Raw genomic sequence first — 24,403 nt, 5'->3', positions numbered from 1 at the left:
TCAGCGCCGCGCCTCGAGAACCATATTGAAGGGCGTTTCCGTCGCACGACGGACATGTGTGAAGCCACTGGACTTGATCAGGCGCGACAGACGCTCTTCCCCGGCCTGGGCGCCCAGCACGTAATCACCCTGTTCCGATATGGCATGGGCGCAGCACAGGGCAGTGGAACCCGCGTAATACAGGCGACCGACGATGTTGATATTGTCTTCCAGCCGGTCATTGGCGAAGGGCTCGACCAGCATGATGCTGCCATCGGATGCCATCGCGGTGGCCGCATGGCGCAATGCCTTGTCGGGATGCCCCATGTCATGCAGGCAGTCGAAATAGCAGATCAGGTCGTAATCCTGCGCCGGATAGTCGGTCGCCTTTGCCACCTCGAAGGTGACGCGGTCGGCCACGCCGGCCTGTTCGGCATTGCGGCGGGCTTCACGGATCGAATCCGCATGTACGTCGAAGCCCCAGAAGCGCGATTTCGGAAAGGCCTGTGCCATCAGCACGGTTGAATGGCCATGGCCGCAGCCCACATCGGCCACCTTCGCGCCGGCCTCGAGCTTGGGCACCACGCCATCCAGCGCCGGCAGCCATTGCGGCACCAGGCTCGCCACGTAACCGTTGCGGTAGAAAGCGGCGATGCCGCAGTAAAGCCGGTGGTCATGCTCGCCCCAGCCGATGCCCTGGCCGGTCTTGAATGCCTTCACCGTCTTGGGTTCGTCGGCCCAGAGCGACGCAACGACATGCCAGGCATTGGGTAAAAAGACCGGGCTGCTTTCCTCGGCCAGCACCATCGCCTGCTCGGGCGTCAGTTCATAGGTCTGGCTGGAGGGATGATAGGCGACATAGCCGCCCGCCACCTGCGAGTTGAGCCATTCCCGCACATAGCGTTCGGCGCAGCCGCTGCGCCGGGCGACTTCCGTCGAGCTGAGCGGCCCCGCGCCGGCCATCGCCTTGTACAGGCCGAGCTTGTGGCCGACGCTGACCATCACGCCGCCATAGGCCCCGGCAATATCGGCGAGCGCCGTATTCACGACTGTTTCCAGCTTGGCCTGATCGATATTCATCCTACGCCTCCGTAACGTTAAACCGGCCCGCAAGACCGGTGGGCCGCAGCGCGGACAATGGCGGTTGCCGGAGGACGGCACGAGAGCGTAACCTGCCGATACAGGTTCAATTCCGCCATTGCCGCCGAATATGCCGAAACCGCTTCATGTCAGTCTGATCGCGATTCCGGATGCGTCGATCTCGACGCTGCATGGCCTGTATGACGTGCTGAACAGCTTCAGGATGCTGAAGGGAGCGGATTCATCGCTGCCCGAGACGCCGCCATTCACGGTGGAGATCGTCGCCCAGACCACCGAGTCGATCCGCCTGGCCAGCGGCCTGCCGGTGCAGCCCCATCGCGGCATTGCCGGCATTCACGCCACCGACATCGTCATCGTGCCGTCGGTCGTGCTCAATCCGGACTGGCGCGTCGGCCGCTATCCCGGACTGGTCGACTGGCTGCAGCAGGTGCATGAGCGTGGCGCCACGCTGTGCTCGGCCTGCTCGGGCGCATTCCTGATTGCTGAAACCGGCCTGCTGGATGGACGCAGCACAACCCTGCACTGGAGCTACGCGCCCGATTTCCACAAGCTTTATCCAAACGTGCCGATCTGCCCGGAGAAAACGCTGGTCGTCGCCGGCGAACGCGGACAGTTCGTTTCCTCCGGCGCCTCGATGTCGTGGCACGACCTGGCATTATACCTGGTGGCGCGCCATGTGGGTCCCACGACGGCGCAGACCGTGGCGCGTTTCTTCGCCCTGCAATGGCATCGCGACGGGTTGGGGCCATACATGCTGTTCGAGGGCCGTCGCGATCATGGCGATGCCGCCATTCTCGAGGCGCAGGACTGGCTGGCGAAGCATTTCTCGGTGGCCGATCCGGTGGATGAGATGATCCGCCGCTCGGGCCTGGCCGAGCGCACCTTCAACCGGCGCTTCTCGAACGCCACCAGCCATGCGCCGCTGGCCTATGTGCAGCAGTTGCGCATCGAGGACGCCAAGCGCCGGCTGGAACGCACCAATGATTCGGTCGAGGAGATCGGCTGGCGCGTCGGTTATGAGGATCCGGCCTTTTTCCGTCGATTGTTCAAACGGCTGACCGGCGTGACGCCGGGCCATTACCGGCGGCAGTTCCAGATCCCCGACTTCGCCACATCCGATACCCGGCCGGACCGGACCTAGCTGGTCCGGATTGGTACGGCCCGGCCTGACCGCCACGGTGGTTTGCATTGGCGATGAGGCGGACTAGATTGCCGCCGAAGCGTATTTCCGGGAGGAAAATAAAATGGCCGCACCGATCCTGTTCCCCGCCACCCTGGCCGGCAGCCTGCCGAAACCCTTCTGGCTGGCCGAGACCAACAAGCTGTGGCCGCAATGGCAGCAGAGCGGCGAGGCGCTGGAGACCGCCAAGCGCGATGCCACGCTGCTGTGGATCAAGCGGCAGGAAGATGCGGGTCTGAGCGTGATCGGCGACGGCGAGATGTCGCGCCAGCATTTCGTGCATGGCTTCGTGGAGAATGTGGACGGCATCGACCGCGCCCACAAGGTGGAGATCGGCATCCGCGCCGACCGCTACAAGGCGATGGTGCCGCAGGTGGTGGGCGAGCTGAAACTGAAGGGCCGCGCCCATCCCTGGGAAGGCAAGTTCCTGCGCGCCCATACCAGGCTGCCGATCAAGTTCACCCTGCCCGGCCCGATGACCATCATGGACACGGTGGCCGACCGCCATTACGGCGACCGGGTGAAATGCGCCATGGCTTTCGCCGACCTGCTGAATCAGGAAGCGAAAGCCCTGGAAGCCGAGGGCGTGGACATCATCCAGTTCGACGAACCGGCCTTCAATGCCTACACAAAAGAAGCGGCGGGCTGGGGCATCGAGGCCCTGCACCGCGCCATCGACGGCCTGAAGACCAAGACCGCCGTGCATATCTGCTACGGCTACGGCATCAAGGCCAATATCGACTGGAAGCAGGGCCTGGGCAGCGAATGGCGCCAGTATGAGGATTTCTTCCCGGCGCTGGCGAAAAGCCGCATCCACCAGGTGTCGCTGGAATGCTTCAATTCGCGCGTGCCGCCGCATCTGATGGCCCTGCTGGAGGGCAAGGAGGTGATGGTGGGCGTGATCGATGTGGCAAGCGATGCCATCGAGACGCCGCAGCAGATCGCCGAGACGATCAGGACGGCGATGCAGTATGTGCCCAAGGAGCGCATCATCCCCTGCACCAATTGCGGCCTGGCGCCGCTGTCGCGCGAGGTCGCCATCGCAAAAGTGGCGGCTTTGGGCGAGGGCACCAGGCTGGCGCGGCAGATGTTTGGCTGAGGCCGGAGCAACTCACATTTCCAGCAGGATCGAGCCGGTGGTGCTGCCGGCCTCAAGCGCGCACTGGGCCGCGGCGGCCGCGGCCAGCGGATAGCGTGCGCCGATCTCGATCCGCAGGCCGGCCTGCAACTCGGCCAGCACCGCCCGGGTGGCCCGGCCATACAGATGCGGGTTGCCGGCATAAGCCATCACGCTTGGCCGCGCGAAGGTGAGCGAACGGCGGGGCCCGATCTCGAAGACATCCAGCGGGGCGATCGGTCCGCCGGCCTGTCCGATGCTGGCAACCATGCCGAACGGCCTGACGCAGTCGAGGCTTCGGCGCAGGGTGTCGCCGCCGATGCCGTCGATGACATAGTCGACGCCGGCGCCGTCCGTCAGCGCCCGCAGATCGGTGACGAAATCCCGGTCGCGGTAGAGCAAGGCATGATCGATGCCATGGCGTCGCGCCAGTTCGCCTTTGGCTGGCGAACCGACCGTGCCGATGACCGTGGCGCCGAGCCGCTTTGCCCATTGGGTGAGAATCAGGCCAAGGCCACCGGCGGCGGCATGCACCAGCACCGTACTGCCCGGCCCGACCGGATAGACATGGCAAAGCAGCATATGGGCGGTGATGCCGCGCGTCATCGCCGCCGCCGCGACGTCAGTGGCGATATCCTGCGGCAATTTCACCAGCTTGGCCGCCGGCAGCAGCCGCCATTCAGCATAACCGCCGACCGGCTGGCCCATCCAGGCAACGCGGTCGCCGGGCGCGACATCCTCCACCTCTGCGCCGATGGCAGCAACCACGCCGGCCCCGTCGATGCCTGGCACTGCCGGCCAGACAGGTAGCGGATACAGGCCGGTGCGATGGTAAATATCGACAAAATTGACCCCGGCGGCGTGCTGGCGCAGCAACACCTCTCCCGGTCCGGGCGCCGCGATCTGCCGGTCCGCGAGTTGCAGCATCGCCGGCCCGCCGGGCTGCCGCATCTCGATGACCCGCGTGGTCACGCCGCCAGTCATCCCGCTGGTCATGCTGTTCATGGCTGATGGCCCTCCTCGGCCGGAACATGCGCCTCGGCCGGAAAACTAGTCTCTGCAAAAAATCTCGATAGATGATATTTTTGCAAATCATCTGGGTGATTTTGCCCAGATAGGAGAATGACCGGCCTGCCCGCAGCCGCCTGTCCCGCAACCGCCTGGAACCGTGATCGCCATGAAGAACTGGGATGACATCCGCTACTTCCTCGAGCTCGGCCGTGTCGGTTCGCTCTCGCAGGCCGCGCGGCGGCTGAAGGTGGATCACTCGACCGTCGCGCGGCGCATCGGCGCGCTGGAACGACGGATGGGATTGAAACTGTTCGACCGGCTGGCGCGTGGCTACGTGCTGACGGAAGAAGGCCAGCGGCTGCTGGCCGCGGCGGAACGGGTCGAGGACGAGGCCATCACCCTTGGCAGGCTGGCCGGCAGCGCCAGCGCGGAACCAGGCGGCGTGGTGCGCGTCGCCGCGCCACCGGTGGTGGCCTCGGCTTTCATCGCACCGCACCTGCGTCCGTTCCGCGACCGCCATCCGGCCATTCGCATTGAATTGGTCGGCGGTGCTCCCGCTGCCAACCTGGAACGCCGCGAGGCCGATCTGGCCGTGCGCCTGAGCAAACCCGACGACGGCCGGCTGGTGGCGCGACGGATAGGACGGCTCGGCTATGGCTTCTATGCGGCGCGAGACTATCTGGCAGCGCGCAAGCCCGCCGAGCGCGACTATATCGGCTATGACAGCAGTCTGGAGCATGTGCCGCAGCAGCGTCTGCTCATGAAACAGACCCGGGGCCGCCCGCTGGCTTTCACTGCCAACGATCTTGCCAGCCTCTATCAGGCGGCGCGTGCTGGCCTCGGCATCGCCGCCATCCCGCATTTCCTTGCGGCGGAAGACCCGCTGTTGAAACGGCTGCCGCTGGATGCCGGCGGCGCCGACCGCGAAATCTGGCTGCTGGTCCATCCGGACCTGCGCCGGTCGCCACGGGTGCGGATGGTGATGGATTTCATGATCGCGCTGTTCGAGGGCAAGTCCGGCCTGCTGGCCGAAGGGCGCGCGGCGCGGCGATCATCCGCTCAGGTCGCGTAGATCCCGCACAGGAACATGTTGATCCGCTCGCCATCATCGGAGAGCGGCAGGATCAGCCGTTCGAAATGCCAGTAGGTGTCGTCGCGCGCCAGCAGCTTCACATGGTCGCAGCGCGGCCGGCGGTCGGTCAGGGCCGCGCGATACTGCTCCTCCACCACGGCGGCGATTTCCGCCGTCTTGATGTCGCGCGGCGATTTGCCGGTCAGGCTCTGGCCATGCAGTTCATCGACGCCGCTGCCCGAGAGGCGGTAGCGGAAATGCGGCGCCTCGGCCAGGACTTCAATGATGAAGATGTTGGGCAGCAGATCGCGCAGTTCCAGCGGATCGATATCGGCGCGGGCAGGAAAGGCGCGCGAGCCGCGTTTGGCCTCCCAGTAATCATGCAGGCGCAACAGGCTGGCCTTGCAGGGCTGCTTGCCGGCAGCCAGACAACGGCGGCACAGCGTGACGGTACTGGAATCGAAAGGCGGCATGGCGACGCGGAAAACGGCTAGCTGTGCGACAGGCGGAAGAAACCGACAATACCGCTTAAGCGACGCGACAGATCGGCCAGCGTGCGCGCCGAGGCCGAGGTTTCCTCGACCAGGGCGCTGTTGCGCTGGGTCATCTGGTCCAGGCTGGCGACGGCGGTGTTGGCCTCGTTCAGGCTGCGCGACTGCTCGATCGAGGCCGCCGCGATCTCGGCCACGATGTCGCTGGCCTTCTTCACCGCATTGACGATGTCGCCCAGCGAAGCACCGGCGCGATTGACCAGTTCGGCGCCGGTTTTCACCTGGGCGTTGGATTCGGCGATCAGCGCCTTGATGTCTTTCGACGCATTGGCCGAGCGCTGCGCCAGGGCGCGCACCTCCTGCGCCACCACGGCAAAGCCCTTGCCGGCCTCGCCCGCCCGCGCCGCCTCGACCGATGCGTTCAGGGCGAGCAGGTTGGTCTGGAAGGCGATCTCGTCGATCAGGCCGACGATATCGGAGATCCTCGCGGCGCTTTCCTCGATGCGCGTCATCGCCTGCACGGCTTCCTGCACCACGGCGCCGCCTTTTTGCGCCGTATCGCGTGCCGCCACCGTGAGCTGGCTGGCCGCCTGGGCGTTGTCGGCCGTCTGGCGCACCGTCTCGGTGATCTGGTGCATCGCCGCCGCCGTCTGCTCCAGGGTGGCGGCCTGGCTTTCGGTACGGCCCGCCAGGTCGCGGCTGCCTTCATCGATCTCGTCGGCGGCGGCCTGCACGGCCTCGGCGGCCTGGCTGAGCTGCTGCGCCACGTCGCGCAGGGCGGCAACGGTGCGGTTGGTGTCCTGCTGCACGGTAGCGAAGACACCCTGGTAATCGCCCTCCATCTGCTTGCCGAGATCGCCATTGGCCAGCGCGGCGATGACGCGCGCCACCTCGCCGAAGGCTGTGCCGGTGCGATCGACCAGCATGTTGATGCCCTCGGCCAGGCGGCGCATGAAGCCGTCCTTGCCATCCAGGCTGAGGCGGCCGCCCAGATCGCCGGCGGCCGCAGCCGCCACCAGTTGCGCCACCTCGGCCTGCAGGCGCGCGGTTTCCTCCGCGCCGACTTCCATGGTCTGGCGCGCGCCGTTGATGATATCGGCGCCGCCACGGAAGTTCCCGACCATGCCTTGCGGCAGGAAGGGACGAAAATATTTGCCCTGGGCCGCGAAGGAGAGCGATGCGCCGGATTCCCGGATATACGCATCGGTGAGATCCAGCAGGCGATTGAAGGCCGCCAGGGTCGGTGCCAGATCGCCATACTCCTTCAGATGCAGGATGCGCCCCGACATATCGCCCTGCGCCGCCCTGGCGCAGACCGCGTCGATCTGTGCCAATGCCTTACGGTGTCGCGACGCACCCAGCATGTGATGTCTCCCGGTTTATCGAGAATGTCTCAGGCCTGCGCGGCCAGCCCCAGCACGAAACGGTCGTAATCCAGGCCACGCGCCTGCAATGCGCTTTCAATCATGGCGATGCCGGCCTGCATGCCCTGCTTGCGATCGGCATGGCGATCCTCTTCGTCGCAGATGCTGCGATACAACGGCTCGATCACCGAGAGCGCCGCACGGCCCGGCACGCGGCGGTTGGAATGAAAGCCATCGACATTGCCCTGCAGGTCGCGGCTGGGCGTGACATGGGCGAGCACCCAGTAATGATCGCCGTTCTTCGCCAGGTTTTTCACATAGGCGAAGATTTCCTCGCCATCGCGAATGCGCTGCCAGAGCAGATGGAACACCGCACGCGGCATCTCGGGGTGGCGCACGATGGAATGCGGCTGGCCCAGGACTTCCTCTTCCTCGTAGAGGCCGACCTGGCAGAAGATGTCGTTGACGTAGGTGATGCGCCCTTTCAGATCCGTCTTGCTGACGATGATCTGGTTCTCGGCGAATTGTCGTTCCCGCCCGGTTGGCTCCGGCCGCTGCATTTCCCCCTCCCCCCGAAGGTTGAATACTGCGTTATTAGTCTCAGCAGGAGATTGTCATGGCAAGAATAATTTATGTTTAAAACATCACTTAAGATATTGAGTCGATAATAAGATTCACGAAGAATTTGACTTAAATCAGTTCCAGTTTCCGTCGCGTATTCCGGCAATTTTCACCGGAATCGCCGGCGGGCCGGGATGGTTCCCGACCCGCCATGGCTGCATGCCCGCAGTATCGACGTCACTCCGCCGCGTCCAGCATCGGCTGGCATTCGACCAGACGCGGCGCCGCGACCGGCTGCCGCTGCTGCACCTGGAAGAAGCGCACCACGCTGGCCAGCTGCTCGGCCTGTTCGGCCAGGCTCTGCGCCGAGGCATTGGTTTCCTCGACCAGGGCGCCGTTGCGCTGGGTCATTTCGTCCAGATTGCCGACCGCGACATTCACTTCGTCGAGGCCGCGCGACTGCTCGGCCGAGGCCGAGGCAATCTCGGCGATGATCGTGTTCACCTTCTTCACCGCGCCGACGATCTCGGTCAGCGAGGCGCCGGCCTGGTTGACCAGTGCCGCGCCCGTCTTGACCTGCGTATTCGACTCGCTGATCAGCGACTTGATATCCTTCGAGGCGCTGGCCGAACGCTGCGCCAGGGCGCGCACTTCCTGCGCCACCACGGCGAAACCCTTGCCGGCCTCGCCCGCACGCGCCGCCTCGACCGAGGCATTGAGCGCGAGGAGATTGGTCTGGAAGGCGATCTCGTCGATCAGGCCGACAATGTCGCTGATCTTCTGCGCGCTCTGCTCGATCTGCGACACCGCCTGCACGGCGCTGCGCACCACATCGCCGCCCTTTTCCGCGGTATCGCTGGCCGTCATCGCCAGTTGGGTGGCGGCCTGGGCGTTGTCGGCATTCTGCTTCACCGTCGCGGTGATCTGATGCATCGCCGCCGCCGTCTGCTCCAGCGTGGCGGCCTGGCTTTCCGTGCGCTGGGCCAGATCGCGGCTGGCCTCGGAAATCTCGCGGGCGGCATCGTGCACGGCGCTGGCATTCTGGGTCAGCATGCCGGCCACATCGCGCAGCTTGTCGATGGTGCTGTTGGTGTCGTTCTGCACCGAGGCGAAAACCCCTTCATACTCGCCATCGACCTGCCGGTTCAGATCGCCGCGCGCCAGTCCGGCGATCACCACGGCGATGTTGGTGATCACGCTGCCGCTGCGATCGACCAGGGTGTTGATGCCATCGGCGAGCTGGCGCATGAAGCCATCCTTGCCGTTGAGATCGATGCGCTGCTTCAGGTCGCCGGCCGCCGCCGCCACCACCAGGCCGGAGACTTCCTCCTGCAAAGCGGCGGTGTCCTTCGCGCGCTGGCCCATGTTTTCGCGGGCGCGATTGATGATGTCGGCGCCCTTGCGGAAACTGCCCACCATGCCCTGCGGCAGGAAGGGGCGATAATATTTGCCCTCGGAGGCATGCTCCAGGCAGGCGCCGGATTCGCGGATATAGGCATCGGTCAGATCGAGCAGGCGATTGAAGGCGGCCAAAGTGGGGGCCAGATCGCCATACTGCCCGAGATGCAGGACGCGCCCGGACATGTCGCCCTGGGCGGCGCGCTTGCAGATCGCATCGATCTGCTGCAGCGCTTTCTTGTGCTTGGAACCGATCAGCATCGTAACCATGTGCTATCCTTCCGTATGAATGGGTTGGGGATTGATCAGGACTGGCTGGCCAGGCCAAGCACGAATTCGTCGTAGCTCAGGCCGCGGTCATCCAGGATTTTTTCCAGCAGGGCCACGCCGGCATGCATGCCCTGCTTGCGGTCGGCATGGCGTTCCTCCTCGGCGAGGATCTGGCGATAAAGCGGCGCGATCGCATTCAGGGCCGTGCGGCCGGGCAGGCGGCGATTGGAATGATAGCCGTCGATATTGCCCTGCAGGTCGTGGCTGGGCGTGACATGGGCCAGCACCCAGTAATAGTCGCCGTTCTTCGCCATGTTCTTCACATAGGCGAAGATCTCGCGGCCGGACTGGATGCGCTGCCACAGCAGGTGGAACACCGAACGCGGCATATCGGGGTGACGCACGATGCTGTGCTGCTGGCCGAGCACATCGGCCTCGTCATAAAGGCCGACATGGCAGAACACGTCGTTGACATACAGCAGCCGGCCCTTGAGGTCGGTCTTGCTGACGATGATCTCGTTCTCGGCAAATGTGCGTTCGGTGGTGGTTGGTGTCGGGCGTTGCATGACGGGCTCTCGATAAGCGGTATCTAATGACCGCTTCTTTGCGCCCGCCGCGCTGCAATTGGAAATTTCAACCTTGCAACACGTGCTTAAAGTTCAATAACGCCGTTTGACGAACAGCAAATCCCGCATAACAGGACCGTAACGACAAAGGCCCGGTCTTGCGACCGGGCCTTTGTCGTTACGATAATAACCAAGTATCTCGCTAGTCGCCTACTTTGGCGACAATGAAGCTTTGGCGGATTCTGCTTACAAATACAATTGCGCCGTTACGCCGTCGACCAAATCATCATAGGTCACAATTTGTACATCGTGGTAATCATCCACAATCCCTCTCCATTCATCTGCTGTAAAATCAAAACGTCTTCCAATAACAATGATTCTCTTTGGCTTATATACCTTGAAGCCGTACTTCTCCTCAAACCAGCGTCGATTACTTGAGTCGTCAAAATACTGCCTATAAACCCGCGTTTGAGCAACGCATGATGCAAGCTCGGCCGAAAACGCCTCGCGATTTTCCCTACCCACAATGACTGAGTTTTTTAATGTTGGCAGTTTAAATTCAACTATGTCGGCATACCCGTTCGGCTGTAGGACAAAGAAATCTGGCTTGATTGAGGGGCGCTCATCGCCTTGCCATTCACATTCCAATTGCGAAAAAAATTCTGTTGCTCCAAACTTCATTAACAAAATGAACTTATTAATTGGATCAGCCAGAAAGTTAGTGATGTTGGGTTCTTTATGTTTCGTTGTCCCGATTAACTCGACAAACCTATTTATCTGAGGCAGCTTAGAGTAGCGATAGTCCTTCTTGGGTGGCAACGGATATACGTACCGTAGATCCAATTGCCATATTTTTTCATACGGCCCAATGTGAATCCGGAATACATCAACCTCTTCTCCGCTGTCGTCATAATCGAGCGGAATAAAATCGATCCACTTAATATGACGAGTTAAAAGGCCGTGGGCGTCCTTTGAAAAAAATCTCGCATTTATAAGGCGACCAAATTTCCCAGCTGGCACATAAAATCCTTTAGTATTAATGGCAAAGTTCATACCCTCTGCGGCGAAATTCCAACCAAGTGCTTGCAACTCATCGAAGCCAGCATTGCTGGCAATAATCAAATTCTCAACTGGAGGCCCAGCTATTGGAAGCTTGAGCACTCCATCGTCTATTGAAAAGCCAATCACTCTATCGAAGAAGTCTTCGTCAGAAAGAGAATAGTCAAGCACCTCTACCTTGGCATTCCAATCACTGCCTTTGATAGAATCTACCCGCTCTTTACCATAATACTCTAATCCAACATGAGTTCTTCCCATATGTATAACGATACGCTCAGGGTTAAGAAGAAATCCTGTAAAATCACTCAAATCTGCCTGCTTACTTTCAAGCGCTTGCCATAGGCGCCCGTAGTACAAAGGCATCAAGTCATTCAATAGCTGCAGAGCAAAGGCTTTATAATCTCCACCCCCCGCCACTCTTCCCTCCTAGGAAACGCTAAAATTCAATTTGTAGTCAAAGTGCTAACGCTAGACATAGTATCATGGCAACGAAAAAGGCCCGGTCTTGCGACCGGGCCTTTCCGTTTCAGTGCAGGACTGATGGGCTTTGGACTTAGAAGTCCATGCCGCCCATGCCGCCCATGCCACCCATGCCGCCGGGGGCGCCGGCCGGGGCCTTCGGCTCCGGCTTGTCGGCCACCATGGCTTCGGTGGTGATCAGCAGGGCGGCAACCGAAGCCGCGCCCTGCAGGGCGACGCGCACGACCTTGGCCGGGTCGATCACGCCGGCCTTGACCAGGTCGACATATTCTTCGGTCTGGGCGTTGAAGCCCCAGTTGGTGTCCTTCGACTCCAGCAGCTTGCCGGCAACCACCGCGCCGTCGACGCCCGAATTCTCGGCGATCTGACGGACCGGCGCCTGCAGGGCGCGACGGATGATCTCGACGCCATGCTTCTGGTCGCCGTTCTCAACCTTCACCTTCTCGATGGCGCGGGTGGCATAGAGCAGGGCGGTACCGCCGCCCGGAACGATGCCTTCCTCGACCGCGGCGCGGGTAGCGTGCAGGGCGTCGTCAACGCGATCCTTGCGCTCCTTCACCTCGACCTCGGTGGCGCCGCCGACCTTGATGACGGCCACGCCGCCAGCCAGCTTGGCCAGACGCTCCTGCAGCTTCTCGCGGTCGTAGTCCGAGGAGGTCTCCTCGATCTGCGCCTTGATCTGCGCGCAACGGGCGTCGATGTCCTTCTTCTTGCCGGCGCCGCCGACAATGGTGGAGTTCTCCTTGTCGATCGTCACCTTCTTGGCGGTGCCCAGCATCTGCAGGGTGACCGACTCAAGCTTGATGCCGAGGTCTTCGGAGATGAGCTGGCCGCCGGTCAGGATGGCGATGTCTTCCAGCATGGCCTTGCGGCGGTCGCCGAAGCCCGGCGCCTTCACGGCGGCAACCTTCAGGCCGCCGCGCAGCTTGTTGACCACCAGGGTGGCCAGGGCCTCGCCTTCCACGTCTTCCGCGATGATCAGCAGCGGACGGCCGGTCTGCACCACGGCTTCCAGAACCGGAAGCATGGCCTGCAGGCCCGACAGCTTCTTCTCATGCAGCAGGATGTAGGGGTTTTCCATCTCGCAGAGCATCTTCTCTGCATTGGTGATGAAATACGGCGACAGGTAGCCGCGGTCGAACTGCATGCCCTCGACGACGTCCAGCTCGGTCTCCAGGCTCTTGGCCTCTTCAACCGTGATGACGCCCTCGTTGCCGACCTTTTCCATCGCCTTGGCGATCATGTTGCCGATTTCGGCATCGCCGTTGGCCGAGATGGTGCCGACCTGGGCGATTTCCTTGGCGCCGGCGATCTTCTTGGCGCGGGACTTCACGTCCTCGATCACCTTCTCGACCGCGAGGTCGATGCCGCGCTTCAGGTCCATCGGGTTCATGCCGGCGGCAACGGCCTTGGCGCCTTCGCGCACGATGGCCTGGGCCAGCACGGTGGCGGTGGTGGTGCCGTCGCCGGCCTGGTCGTTCGCCTTCGAGGCCACTTCGCGCACCATCTGGGCGCCCATGTTCTCGAACTTGTCGGAAAGCTCGATCTCCTTGGCGACGGTGACGCCGTCCTTGGTGATGCGCGGCGCGCCGAACGACTTGTCGATCACGACGTTGCGGCCCTTCGGGCCCAGCGTCACCTTGACGGCATCGGCGAGGATGTCGACGCCGCGCAGCATCTTGCCACGGGCTTCGGCGCCAAACTTGACGTCTTTAGCAGCCATTGCTGTTTCTCCTTGGAATGTCTGTCTGATGGATAGGCGCTATCAAGCGGCCTTGGACTTCTTGGCAGGGGTGCCTTCGATGATGCCCATGATGTCGGACTCCTTCATGATCAGGAGATCCTCGCCATCCAGCTTCACCTCGGTGCCCGACCACTTGCCGAACAGCACGCGGTCGCCGACCTTGACGTCGAGCGGCTGCACCTTGCCATTCTCGTCGCGGGCGCCGGCGCCGACGGCGATGATCTCGCCCTGCATCGGCTTTTCCTTGGCGCTGTCGGGAATGATGATGCCGCCGGCGGTGCGCTCTTCTTCGGCAACGCGCTTCACCACCACGCGGTCATGCAGCGGACGAAACTTCATGCGATCCTCCTTGAGTGTTGTCGCATAGATTCAGGGTCAGAATTTCGTTCAACCTAGCAAAATCAATGACTTAAGATTAATTTCGCCCGGTTGTTAGCACTCTCGGTCGGAGAGCGCCAGACACTTAAGCAGCCTCCCCCGCCCCGTCAAGGAGGCTTGCCCGGATTCCGCCATAATTTTTCTGTGGCCGGCCCGGGTGTTAACGCGGCCGGCGCCGCCGGCTAGCCTGTCGGGGAAACGGCCGGGATGAGTATTCACCGGGGAGGACACCATGACCGCCGAGACCAGCCTGCCCTTCGCCGACCTGATGGGGCTGACCATCACCGCGGTCTCGCCCGACAGGGTGACGGCCGAACTGCCGGTGCGGCCCGATCTGTGCACCCGGCCCGCGGTGCTGCATGGCGGGGCGGTGATGGCCTTTGCCGACACGCTGGGGGCGGTCGCCACCATGGCCTGGCTGAAGGCCAATCTGGGCGATGGCTGGAGCACCACGACGATCGAGAGCAAGACCAACTTCCTGGCCGCCATCCCGGCCGGCGAGACGGCCCATGCCGAATGCACGCCGATCCATCGCGGCCGCACCACCCAGGTCTGGCAGACGAAAATCAGCCGGGCCGACGGCAAACTCGCCGCCATCGTGACGCAGACGCAGCTCGTGCTGGCGCCACGCACATAAACAGACTAAGCGGGACATATGACCATCACCCTTGCCGATCTGCCCACGCCGTCGCTGATCCTCGACCAGCGCCGGCTGCTGAACAACATCGCCCGCATGCAGGCCCGTGCCCGCGAGCTGGGCGTCATGCTGCGGCCGCATCTGAAGACGGCGAAATCGGCGAAGGTAGCCGAACTGGCCGTGGGCAAAGGCGGCCCGCTCACCGTTTCGACGCTGGCCGAGGCGGCCTATTTTGCCAGGGCCGGTTTCACCGACATCACCTATGCCGTGCCGATGGCGCCGGCGAAACTGCCGCAGGCGGCCGCCATCATGCGCGATGCGCCCGGCCTGAAGCTGATCACCGACAACCTGGATGTGGCGCGCGCCGTGGCCGAACAGGGCCGCGCGCAGGGCGTGACGTTCGCCGTGCTGATCAAGATCGATTGCGGCCTGGGCCGCGCCGGCATCGCACCGGATTCCGACCTGCTGCTGCCGCTGGCACAAGCCCTGTCGCAACCCGGCGCAAAGCTTGCCGGCGTGCTGACCCATGCCGGCCATTCCTATCACGCCAAAAGCATCCCCGAGATCGAGCGGATCGCGGAGGACGAACGCCAGGCCGTGCTGCTGGCGGCAGCGCGGCTGCGCGCGGCCGGGCATGACTGCGCCATCGTTTCGGTCGGCTCGACGCCGACGGCACTGTTTGCCAGGACGCTGGACGGCGTGACCGAGATGCGGCCGGGCAATTTCGTGTTCTTCGATCTGTTCCAGGCCGGACTGGGCTGCTGCGGCATGGAGGATATCGCGGTCAGCGTGCTGGCCAGCGTGGTGAGCCATCATCATGGCCGCAACCATCTGCTGATCGATGCCGGCGGCCTGGCATTGTCGAAAGACACCGGTGCCAACGAACATGCGCCGGGCACCGGCTATGGCCGGGTCTGCCGGCCCGATGCCGCACTGCCCCTGCCCGGCCTTGCCGTGCATGATGTACACCAGGAACACGGGCTGGTCGGCGGAGCGCAGGCCGGACCACAGTCTGGGCCGGTGGATTTCGCGGCCCATCCGGCAGGGAGCCGCCTGCGAGTTTTGCCCAACCATGTCTGCATGACCGGCGCGATGTATGACCGTTATCATGTCATCGATGGCCGCACCGATGGCGGCAGCCCGGTGGTGGTGGCCGAATGGGACCGGGTAAACGGCTGGTAATCAAAAAGATAGATTGCCAGCCGGGTGGCTTTTCCGGTTGAGTTGGCGAGGGGGATTTTCCAGCCAATGACCGACCCACAGCCACCGATGGCCGGCCAGTTCGCGGAAGCGCTGCCGCTGGCCGCCAGCGCGCCGCGCAGCCGTCACCATGACCCGGTGCTGGGCAGCTTCCGCCAGGTGGTGCCGATCAACGCCGGCGTCACGCTGATCAATGTTTCCGCGCTGGCCCTGTTGCTGGCCAATACGGTACCGGGCCAATGGCTGCTGGCCTGGTGGCTGCTGCATGTCGTGCCGATCGTCTATATGGGCTTTCGCTGGTGGCGGCGCACGCGACGGAGCAATGGCAACGCCACGCAGCAGCGCATGCGCCAGTACGATACCCTGGTGGCCGCCATCGCCGGCGGCAGCTGGGGCATCGCGGCGCTCTTCCTGCCGCTTTTGAGCGAGCAGCAGCAATTGCTGGTGATCATGGTGGCAGCCGGCATGATTGCCGGCTCGGCCGCCACCCTGGCCGTGGTGCCGAGCGCCGCTGCCACCTTCATGGTGCTGACGGCGGCACCCTATATCGTGTTCTTCATCCAGCAGGGCACGACGATCAGCCTGGCGATGGCCGTGATGTCGATCCTGTATGTCGGCGCCATGGTGCTGACCAACCGGATCGTCAACGGCGTGATCCGCCGCAACCGTCGCCTTTATGAGGAGAACCGCGCGCTGTATGGCCGTATCCGCGCGGCCCAGAACGAACTGCTGGATATCGCGGAAAGCACGGAGGCCTTTGCGTTCCTCGATGCCGAGGGCCGGCTGCAATTGTGGAACCGGCGACTGCCCGCCCTGCTGGGGCTGGAGCAGGCGCAGCTTGAACGCGGCGCCGTTTTTGAAGTGCTGCTGCGGCGCGCCGGCCTGCCGGATGCGTTGCTGACCAGCGAAATCTCCGGCGGCCTGCTGCAACTGCCCAATGGCCGCTGGGTGCAGATCGGACGCCGCGTCACGCCACAGGGTGATCTGGCGCTGATCCTGAGCGACATGACCGAACAGCAGCAGGCCAGCGCGCAGCTGCAGGCGCAGAATGCCCGGCTGGAGGAACTGTTCCGCCAGGTCAGCCAGGCCCGTGACGCCGCGCTGCGCGCCAGCCAGGCCAAGTCGATCTTCCTCGCCAACATGAGCCATGAACTGCGCACGCCACTGAATGCCATCATCGGCTTTTCCGACATCGTGCAGAAAAAGATGTTTGGTCCTGCCTCGCCGAAATACGACGAGTATCTGAACGACATCAACGGCAGCGCCCGGCACCTGCTGGCGGTGATCGACGACATCCTCGACCTGGCCCGCATCGAGGCCAATCAGATCGTGCTGCATGAAAGCGACGTGATGCTGGATGAGGAAATCCCGATCTGCGCCCGGCTGGCCGCATCGCATTACGGCCGCGCGGCCCATGCCGTGACCGTTGCCCTGCCCGACTCGCTGCCGGCCCTGCATGCCGATGCGCGGCTGGTGCGCCAGATCCTGATCAACCTGATCGGCAACGCCCTGAAATTCTCGCCCACCGGCATGACCGTGGAAGCCGGCGCCCGGCTGGACGGGCAGAGCAACGAGATATCGTTCTGGGTGCGGGATCACGGCATCGGCATCGCCCCGCAGGACCAGGCCCGCATCTTCGATCCCTTCGAACAGGCCGATACCCAGCTCAGCCGGAATTACGGCGGCGTCGGCCTCGGCCTGTCGCTGGTGCGCGCCTTCGTGCAGGCCCACAAGGGCCGCATCAGCATCGACAGCGCCCCGGGCAAGGGCACGCTGATCACCGCCACCTTTCCGGCCGATCGCACAAGCAAAGCCTGAAACCCGGGAAAGCGGCCATACGGCGGCGAATCCCCGGAAAAGGCATTAAATTGCGGTTACCGCCGCACGGCGCATTGGACGCCGGACATGATTTACGGTTGAGTGGCCCGCAAGGCTTCCCAACCAACCATGTCCCAGCCCCTCCCACATATCGCCCCCCATGGCGGCGCAGCAGATTTCCCCATGGAACCTGCGGCCTCGCCAGGCGCGGGAGCGCCGTTTCACAACAGCTTCCAGATGGTGCTGCTGATCTATGCCGGCACCACGGTCGTATTCCCCTCCATAACCAGCCTGCTGCTGTGGCACCAGACCAACGCCGAATGGATTCCGGCCTGGTGGCTGCTGCATGTGCTGGCCGCCGCCATCATCGTGTTCGACTGGTTCCTGCGTGGCCGCCAGCGCCCGGAAAATCCGCCGCACTGGCAGGGTCCGCTGGATATCGCGGTGGCGGGTTTCTCGGGCCTGGTCTGGGGCGCCGCGGCATTGGCCATGCCGCAACTCGACACACCGAGCCAGCTTCTGCTGGTGGCCGTGATCGCCGGGGTGATCGGCGGCTCGGCACCGGCCCTGGCCCTGATGCCCTCGGCCGGCGCGGCGTTCATCATCAATGTCGCCTGGCCCTACGCGGTGTTTTTCCTGCTGCAGGGCGGCGTGATCGGGTATGGCATGAGCCTGCTGATCGCCGGCTATGTGGCGGCGATGATCATCGCCAACCGCGTGCTGCATCGCGTTCTGCTGCGCAACTGGAGCCTGAGCGCGGAAAATACCGCGCTGTATGACCGCATCCGCCACGCCCAGGATGAATTGCTGGACATCGCCGACAGCAGCGAAGCCTTCGTGTTTTTCGACAGCGATGGCCGCATCCAGCTCTGGAACAACCGGTTCCCCCTGCTGCTCGGCCTGGCCGAAAGCGACGTGAAGCGCGACGACGCGCTGGCGCCGCTGCTGCTCAAGGCCGGCATGCCGGCCGACCTGCTGGAACGGCTGGACATCGATCCGCCCGGAACCACCATGCGCCACGACCGCAGCCGGCCGTTGCTGGAACTGCCCGGCCACGGCTGGGTGCGCGCCAGCCTGCGCCTGCTGCCGCATGGCGAACGCGCCCTGATCCTGGTGGATGTGACGGACCAGCAGCAGGCCGGCGCCCAATTGCAGGAGCAGCATGCCCGGCTGGAGGAACTGTTTCGCGAGGTGAGCCAGACACGCGATGCCGCCCTGCGGGCCAGCCAGGCCAAGTCGATCTTCCTGGCCAACATGAGCCATGAACTGCGCACGCCCCTGAATGCCATCATCGGCTTTTCCGACATCATCCGGCAGAAGATGTTCGGTGCCGACTCGCCGCGTTATGCCGAATATGTCGACGACATCTACAGCAGCGGACGCCATCTGCTGGCCGTGATCAACGACATCCTCGATCTGGCCCGCATCGAGGCCAACCAGATCGTGCTGCACGAAAGCCTGGTGGACATAGCCGAGGAAGCCGACACCAGCATCCGCCTGGCCGGACGGCAATTCGACCGCGCCGCCAACCTGATGACGGCGGATATTCCACCGGACCTGCCGACCCTGCATGCCGATGCGCGGCTGGTGCGCCAGATTCTGATCAACCTGATCGGCAATGCGCTGAAATTCTCGCCGCCCGGCGCGTCGGTCGAGGTCGGCGCCCGGCTGGACGAGCCGAGCAACGAGATATCGCTGTGGGTGCGCGATCACGGCATCGGCATCGCGCCGCAGGACCAGAAGCGGATTTTCGACCCCTTCGAGCAGGCCGACACCAAGCTGAGCCGCAGTTTTGGCGGCATCGGCCTGGGCCTGTCGCTGGTGCGCGCCTTCGTACAGGCCCATCAGGGCCGCATCGCGGTCGACAGCGCCCCCGGCAAAGGCACCTGCATCACCGTGACCTTCCCCGCCGAGCGCACGCGCCGGACCTGAGTCCTACCAGAAAAAGCCTAGCTGATGCAGGAAGGCATCCATGGCCGATTGCCACAGGCCGGGTCGCTCCAGCAGCTGATGGCCTTCGTCATCCTCGATCGGCCCGAACAGATACAGCTCCGCATTGCCGCCGGCACCGGTGTAGCCATCATGCCAGCGACGGATCGTCGCCATGCTGTGATGACGGTCATTCTCGGCGTAGAGCCATAACGACGGCGTTTCGGCACCGGCACCGGCGCGCACGAAGACCTCGCGGTTGAAGTCTTCCATCATGCCGCGTTCGGCGATCCAGCCGCCAGCAAAGCTGATGCTGCCGATCACGCCGGCAGGATGCCGGCCGGCATAGGCGACACTGAGCAGGCCACCACGCGAATGCCCGGCCACCAGGATGCGCCGGCCGTCGATCTCGGGCCGGCGCCGCATGAACTCCACCACCGCATCGACATCGTCCAGGGCATGCTGCAGGCCCTCGGCCAGTTTCAGCGCGTCCCAGGCATAGCTTTCCAGATAGTCGCCTTCCGATTCACCGCGCCCGCGCCGCATCGGCGCCAGGAAGGCGAACCCGCGCGCATGGAAATAGCGGGCCTGAGACTCGTAACGCAGCATGGCATGGCGCGGGATGCGGCCGCGTTCGGCGCCCTGGCCGGTGGAGCCATGATTGAACACCACCAGCGGCGCCACGGCCAAAGTCGTGGCCGGGGCCGGATAATAGCTCGCCTTTATGGTTAATGGCCGCGCCAGAGCCGGATCGACAACACGGCTGGGGATCGTGAGGGTTTCGCTGGGAAGACTGTCGGCCGGCACAGCGATCATGATCGTCAGAGCCCGCTCAGGCCGCCATCCGCTGCGCCGCCTGGGCGCGGGACCGTCGGCGCGTGAGCCACCGCTGTTCCTGGGGATCCCACAGGGCCGCGAAATCGGCCAGCACCATCGCGGTGACCATTTCGGCGAATTCCGCGCGCTCGACGGCGCCGCGCAGGAAATCGAAGCCACGCGCCAGTTCAATCACCGCCTCGACCATCCTGAAGTAATCCTGCGGCAGGCGGCACCGCTGATAGATCGCGGCCAGGCCGCGCCGGCCGGGATCGTGGATCAGCAGCCGCGCATTGCCCAGCGAGATTCCGGCCAGCTGGGCCAGCGTCTGCTCGAAGAAGGCCAGGTCGCCGCCAGCCAGCGCGCGCAGTGCCAGCATGCTGGTCAGCTGGCCGCGTTTCTGCAGGTCGGCGACCAGATCGGCCAGCGCCGGCGGCGCGGCGCCACCGCCCAGCAGGCCGAGCAGCGTGCGCTCGCGCAGTTGCATCATGGTGTCGGCCGCCATGGCCGGCGGGATGTGATAGCGCGCGATCAGCGCTTCGCGCAAAGCATCGGATACCTGCGCGATCAGGCGCGCAGCGAATTTCGGCGGCAGGTTCGGATGACGCGCCAGCGCATCGCCCAGGCCACGGCTGTCGGGGAAGCGATCCAGCGCGCGATCCATCTGCGCCGGCCCGACACTGGCGCCGCGATTGTTCATCAGCACCACCACCGCCGGTTCGGCGGCATGGGCGATCAGCGCATCGGCCAGGTCCACCGACACGGCGGCACGGCTGGCGATGGCGGATTGGTGCTGCGGCGACACCGCCTGCAGCAGCTCGATCAGATCGGCATCGGTGAAGACCGGCGAATATTGCAGCAGCGGCATGGCCACGGCGGCGATATCGCGGGCCAGGCGCAGCGCCAGGCTGCGCGGCATATCGCGGCTGTCGCGCAGCTGCTCGGCCAGCGCCTGTCGCACGCTGGCTTCGGTGTCGCGGGCCAGGGCTGCGATGATCGCCTGGGCCAGATCGCGTTCGCTGGCGCTGAGCACGGGGCCGTTATAGGCGCGAGCCACTTTCGCAGCCGTGTCGGCGCGGGCCGCCGGCGATGGATCCGCCAGCAGCCGCTCGACATCCTGAATGCTGAGAAATGCCCCCTGTGACACCGAAATCCTGCCCCCGCGACCCGATGTTGGCGGCGGACAATAGCAAAGGAAATCGAAATGTCACGATCAAATCCACCGCTGTTGCGACCGCCGATGGAGAATGGCGAATGCTGCCGTTACCGCGCGGTGAGCGGTTTACTTTCGTATGCATCCAGCGGCTGCACGCGCCACGCGATCATACTGTGCAGATTCAACTGTTTGGGCTTGCGGGCCAGCGTCACACGCGACGGAAACGGCTGAACTGGAAATGCTGCACGCGGCCGGCCGGCGTGTGGTGGTCTTCCTGCAGCGCCTGCTCCAGCACGTAATCGGGCCCCAGTTCGGCGGACAGGGTTTCCGGGCTGTAGCGCTGCACGGGCAGGCCGCTGCAGCGTTCCGGGCCATCCAGCGCGAAACTGCCGATCACCACATGACCACCGGGCGCAATGGCCGAACGCAAGGCCGCCTTGTAGGCGGCCCGATCCCCGGGACTGGCGAGGAAATGGAACACCGCACGGTCATGCCACAGATCGTAGCGCCGCCTTGGCTGCCATGCCGTGATATCGGCGACGATCCAGTCCACGCCCGCGCCCTGCGGACCGAGGCGCGCGCGGGCTTTCGCCAAAGCCGCGCCGGCGATATCGAGCACGGCGATGTCGCGCCAGCCGGCCGCCAGCAGCGCGTCCACCAGCCGCGACGCACCGCCGCCGATATCGATCAGCGATGCATCAGACGACAATCCGGTCTGCGCGATCAGCCCGAGCGAGGTCTGCGGCCGGTCCTGGAACCAGCTTACCTCGGCCTCCCCCTTGGTGGAGTAGACCTCCTGCCAATGCTGTTCGCGGGAACCCGTCACCTTACGACCTCTCCCGAGAAGCCCAGTAGAGCTAGCGAAACCGCAGTTGGTCTCTTGCTGAGTTGTGAGAATACGTCGGCCAAGTGGGCTGATAATCTTCGGCTTGGTTGCCCCACGACGCCCACCCCTTACGAGTCCCTCGAGCAAAAAGCTCTAGGTATGGGCCGGGACTACAGGCCTCAACTATGTCGTAGAATTCATCCGGCTTACGGGAATGTTCGCGCTTGCGCGTGCTGAGCAGATTGACCTGTGTACGTCCCGGAGCCAGCGTTCTTGCGTTTTTTCCTTTCACGCCGAACAAAACCAATTCCGTTACATTCCGAAAATAGAAACCGACGCCACGGCCATCCGAACCGCCGTCTTTACGAACCTTATGCCAAACGATGTTTGACTTATATTTGAAGCCCCAAGCTTCCAGAATCTTCAAACCATCCGGCAAAAGCGCATTCGGTACCCAAAGATACAGATGAGCGGTATCAGCAGTGGTTGCCGCCACCGGCATAGCGGCGATGTCATCAAGCGACATTGTAGAGTATCGCGATAGACGCCGATGCTCAGGGGCCATTTTCCCCGTCCGGTTGGCAAACTGCCATGGAGGATCAGCAAGGATCGTTCGATACCCGCCCTTCACAAGCGGAAAATCGAAGCGATTCACCATAGCATCCATCCGTTAATCCTCCACATACAGCGAGCGAGAGATGCCAAAAACAAGCAACGGGCAACCTGCTCCGCCACCACCCTCAATGCGTGGAAGCAATTTGCCCATGTGCGTGGTCGAATTTCCGTATGACTTACCTCGGCCCAGCACATTAAAAATATCCTGGAGTTCATCGCATCGGGTAAGGATTATGCCAACACTAATTGCCCTGAGATCAAAAAGCAAACGAAAATTGTTCAAATCACGATCATAAAAGGGGTCTTTGTTGTTCCATTCGACCTCTAGAGCAACTTGGTTTTTAAAACAATCCACTTTATGCGTGGGCGAATCGAGGCGCTTATCATCGACAACAATTTGGGTTCTGAATTGCTTTTCTACCCAATTCCGAGCGCCAAGAAATTCATCTACCCAAATAGCCACTTCAGATTTGTTCTTACCGCCTGTCGTTATCCAACTACGGCGCAGACGAAACGCAGTGAGCATTTCTACGATGTCGCGCCACTCATTCGGGAAGTCTTGCTGCAATATCGCGCATGCATGCCGCCACTCATGCACTTCGTATTTCTCGCGAATGAAATCAGGCAAAATTTCTGTACCCATAATTCCCCCTGCGAACTCTCTATTTTTATTTACGCCAGCACGCGCCGTTTCAGCGCATCCTCGATGGCATCCCAGATCTCGGCCTCGAGCTTCACGCCGTCGAAGCGGTTGATCTGCTGGATGCCGGTGGGAGAGGTGACGTTGATCTCGGTGAGATAGCCACCGATCACATCGATGCCGACGAAGATCAGGCCCTCGCGTTTCAGGTGCGGACCGATGATGTCGCAGATTTCCCGTTCACGGTCGGTCAGCGTGGATTTCTCCGGCCGGCCGCCGACATGCATGTTGGACCGCGCCTCGCCCTTGGCCGGCACACGATTGACCGCGCCAACCGGCCGGCCGTCGATCAGGATGATGCGCTTGTCGCCCTGGCGCACCTCGGGCAGGTAGCGCTGCACGATCACCGGCTCGCGCGACAGCTTGGTGAACATCTCGAGCAGCGAGCCGAGATTCTCGTCATCGGGCCGCAGGCGGAACACGCCGGCGCCGCCATTGCCGAACAGCGGCTTCAGGATGATGTCGCCATGCTCGGCGCGGAAAGCCTTGATCGCCTCCATGTCCGACGAGATCAGGGTGGGCGGCATCACGCCGTCGAAATGCGTGACATACAGCTTTTCCGGCGCGTTGCGCACGGCCACCGGGTTGTTCACCACCAGAGTCTTGGGGTGGATATGCTGCAGGATATGCGTGGCGGTGATGTAGGCCATGTCGAAGGGCGGGTCCTGGCGCATCAGCACCACGTCCATCTCGGCCAGATCCACCAGCGCCGCTTCGCCCAGGGTGTAATGATTGCCGCGCTCGTAGCGCAGCCGCAGCGGCCGGGCGCGGGCCAGCACGCGCCCATCGCGGAAACTCAGATCCTTGGCCAGATAATGGATCAGGGAATACCCGCGCCGCTCAGCCTCCAGGCCCAGCATGAAGGAGCTGTCGCCATCGAAATCGATATGTTCGATGGGGTCCATCTGGATCGCCACCTTGAGGGCCATGGCACA

At 63.3% G+C, this 24,403-nt stretch carries 23 protein-coding genes; 7 read left to right on the top strand and 16 right to left on the bottom strand.

From position 1 onward, the window contains the following. Entirely contained in the window at positions 1-1,059 is a 1,059-nt protein-coding gene (locus ACE3OO_RS09625) for a class I SAM-dependent methyltransferase (protein ID WP_374302194.1), read from the bottom strand. Positions 1,060-1,189: 130 nt separating this feature from the next. Here ACE3OO_RS09625 and ACE3OO_RS09620 point away from each other — a divergent pair, with 130 nt between their 5' ends. Both ACE3OO_RS09620 and ACE3OO_RS09615 read left to right on the top strand, forming a co-directional pair. Continuing rightward, on the top strand, positions 1,190-2,221 hold the full coding sequence (locus ACE3OO_RS09620) for a GlxA family transcriptional regulator (protein ID WP_374302191.1): 1,032 nt from the start codon (positions 1,190-1,192) through the stop codon (positions 2,219-2,221). A gap of 103 nt (positions 2,222-2,324) precedes the next feature. After that, positions 2,325-3,359, top strand: a complete 1,035-nt coding sequence (locus tag ACE3OO_RS09615) for a methionine synthase (protein WP_374302189.1) — start codon at positions 2,325-2,327, stop codon at positions 3,357-3,359. A 12-nt stretch (positions 3,360-3,371) separates the two neighbouring features. Here ACE3OO_RS09615 and ACE3OO_RS09610 read toward each other — a convergent pair whose 3' ends face one another. Continuing rightward, on the bottom strand, positions 3,372-4,382 hold the full coding sequence (locus tag ACE3OO_RS09610) for a quinone oxidoreductase (protein WP_374302187.1): 1,011 nt from the start codon (positions 4,380-4,382) through the stop codon (positions 3,372-3,374). 172 nt (positions 4,383-4,554) lie between these two features. Between ACE3OO_RS09610 and ACE3OO_RS09605 the strand changes: the two genes are divergently transcribed. Then, positions 4,555-5,460, top strand: a complete 906-nt coding sequence (locus ACE3OO_RS09605) for a LysR family transcriptional regulator (RefSeq protein ID WP_374302184.1) — start codon at positions 4,555-4,557, stop codon at positions 5,458-5,460. Here the strand turns inward: ACE3OO_RS09605 and ACE3OO_RS09600 are convergent. The 8 genes from ACE3OO_RS09600 to groES form a co-directional block, all read right to left on the bottom strand. Beyond that, positions 5,448-5,933 carry a PAS domain-containing protein gene (locus ACE3OO_RS09600; RefSeq protein WP_374302182.1) on the bottom strand — a complete coding sequence of 162 codons (486 nt, stop codon included), beginning with the start codon at positions 5,931-5,933 and terminating at the stop codon, positions 5,448-5,450. The genes ACE3OO_RS09605 and ACE3OO_RS09600 overlap by 13 nt on opposite strands. Before the next feature lie 17 nt (positions 5,934-5,950). Further along, a complete protein-coding gene (locus ACE3OO_RS09595) occupies positions 5,951-7,315 on the bottom strand; it encodes a methyl-accepting chemotaxis protein (protein WP_374302180.1) in 1,365 nt (454 codons plus the stop codon). A 29-nt stretch (positions 7,316-7,344) separates the two neighbouring features. Continuing rightward, the gene (locus tag ACE3OO_RS09590) at positions 7,345-7,875 is read right to left on the bottom strand and encodes a PAS domain-containing protein (protein WP_374302178.1); all 531 of its coding nucleotides are present in this window, start codon (positions 7,873-7,875) and stop codon (positions 7,345-7,347) included. Between the two features lie 238 nt (positions 7,876-8,113). Then, positions 8,114-9,544 (bottom strand): methyl-accepting chemotaxis protein, encoded by a 1,431-nt coding sequence (locus ACE3OO_RS09585; RefSeq protein WP_374302175.1) that lies wholly within the window; start codon positions 9,542-9,544, stop codon positions 8,114-8,116. Positions 9,545-9,579: 35 nt separating this feature from the next. Then, complete coding sequence (locus ACE3OO_RS09580; RefSeq protein WP_374302173.1) at positions 9,580-10,110, bottom strand: PAS domain-containing protein; 531 nt, start codon at positions 10,108-10,110, stop codon at positions 9,580-9,582. A gap of 246 nt (positions 10,111-10,356) precedes the next feature. Further along, a complete protein-coding gene (locus ACE3OO_RS09575; protein ID WP_374302171.1) occupies positions 10,357-11,586 on the bottom strand; it encodes a Shedu anti-phage system protein SduA domain-containing protein in 1,230 nt (409 codons plus the stop codon). 136 nt (positions 11,587-11,722) lie between these two features. Continuing rightward, entirely contained in the window at positions 11,723-13,372 is a 1,650-nt protein-coding gene (gene groL / locus ACE3OO_RS09570; protein ID WP_374302168.1) for a chaperonin GroEL, read from the bottom strand. 42 nt (positions 13,373-13,414) lie between these two features. Continuing rightward, the gene (groES, locus tag ACE3OO_RS09565) at positions 13,415-13,732 is read right to left on the bottom strand and encodes a co-chaperone GroES (protein WP_300295056.1); all 318 of its coding nucleotides are present in this window, start codon (positions 13,730-13,732) and stop codon (positions 13,415-13,417) included. A 271-nt stretch (positions 13,733-14,003) separates the two neighbouring features. Between groES and ACE3OO_RS09560 the strand changes: the two genes are divergently transcribed. The 4 genes from ACE3OO_RS09560 to ACE3OO_RS09545 all read left to right on the top strand — a co-directional run bounded on the left by ACE3OO_RS09560 (position 14,004) and on the right by ACE3OO_RS09545 (position 19,358). Then, on the top strand, positions 14,004-14,408 hold the full coding sequence (locus tag ACE3OO_RS09560; RefSeq protein ID WP_374302166.1) for a PaaI family thioesterase: 405 nt from the start codon (positions 14,004-14,006) through the stop codon (positions 14,406-14,408). Between the two features lie 18 nt (positions 14,409-14,426). Continuing rightward, positions 14,427-15,590 (top strand): alanine racemase, encoded by a 1,164-nt coding sequence (locus ACE3OO_RS09555; protein WP_374302164.1) that lies wholly within the window; start codon positions 14,427-14,429, stop codon positions 15,588-15,590. A 66-nt stretch (positions 15,591-15,656) separates the two neighbouring features. Continuing rightward, positions 15,657-17,426 carry an ATP-binding protein gene (locus tag ACE3OO_RS09550; RefSeq protein WP_374302162.1) on the top strand — a complete coding sequence of 590 codons (1,770 nt, stop codon included), beginning with the start codon at positions 15,657-15,659 and terminating at the stop codon, positions 17,424-17,426. Between the two features lie 183 nt (positions 17,427-17,609). Then, the gene (locus ACE3OO_RS09545; RefSeq protein WP_374302160.1) at positions 17,610-19,358 is read left to right on the top strand and encodes an ATP-binding protein; all 1,749 of its coding nucleotides are present in this window, start codon (positions 17,610-17,612) and stop codon (positions 19,356-19,358) included. A gap of 3 nt (positions 19,359-19,361) precedes the next feature. Here the strand turns inward: ACE3OO_RS09545 and ACE3OO_RS09540 are convergent, their stop codons facing one another. The 6 genes from ACE3OO_RS09540 to gshB form a co-directional block, all read right to left on the bottom strand. After that, positions 19,362-20,171: a dienelactone hydrolase family protein gene (locus ACE3OO_RS09540; protein ID WP_374302159.1), complete on the bottom strand. Its 810-nt coding sequence runs from the start codon at positions 20,169-20,171 to the stop codon at positions 19,362-19,364. A 16-nt stretch (positions 20,172-20,187) separates the two neighbouring features. Continuing rightward, positions 20,188-21,318 (bottom strand): DUF2336 domain-containing protein, encoded by a 1,131-nt coding sequence (locus ACE3OO_RS09535; RefSeq protein ID WP_374302157.1) that lies wholly within the window; start codon positions 21,316-21,318, stop codon positions 20,188-20,190. 217 nt (positions 21,319-21,535) lie between these two features. Continuing rightward, positions 21,536-22,153, bottom strand: a complete 618-nt coding sequence (locus tag ACE3OO_RS09530; protein ID WP_374302155.1) for a trans-aconitate 2-methyltransferase — start codon at positions 22,151-22,153, stop codon at positions 21,536-21,538. A 31-nt stretch (positions 22,154-22,184) separates the two neighbouring features. Next, the gene (locus ACE3OO_RS09525) at positions 22,185-22,820 is read right to left on the bottom strand and encodes an MT-A70 family methyltransferase (protein ID WP_374302153.1); all 636 of its coding nucleotides are present in this window, start codon (positions 22,818-22,820) and stop codon (positions 22,185-22,187) included. Between the two features lie 3 nt (positions 22,821-22,823). Further along, the gene (locus ACE3OO_RS09520) at positions 22,824-23,411 is read right to left on the bottom strand and encodes a BglII/BstYI family type II restriction endonuclease (protein ID WP_374302151.1); all 588 of its coding nucleotides are present in this window, start codon (positions 23,409-23,411) and stop codon (positions 22,824-22,826) included. A 29-nt stretch (positions 23,412-23,440) separates the two neighbouring features. Then, on the bottom strand, positions 23,441-24,397 hold the full coding sequence (gene gshB / locus ACE3OO_RS09515; protein ID WP_374302148.1) for a glutathione synthase: 957 nt from the start codon (positions 24,395-24,397) through the stop codon (positions 23,441-23,443). Positions 24,398-24,403: the final 6 nt, after the last annotated feature.

The organism is Ferrovibrio sp. (genome assembly GCF_041906005.1).
In the GTDB taxonomy this organism is placed as follows: domain Bacteria; phylum Pseudomonadota; class Alphaproteobacteria; order Ferrovibrionales; family Ferrovibrionaceae; genus Ferrovibrio.
Note: the sequence above shows the minus strand (reverse complement) of the source record. Positions and strands in the feature narration are given on the sequence as shown.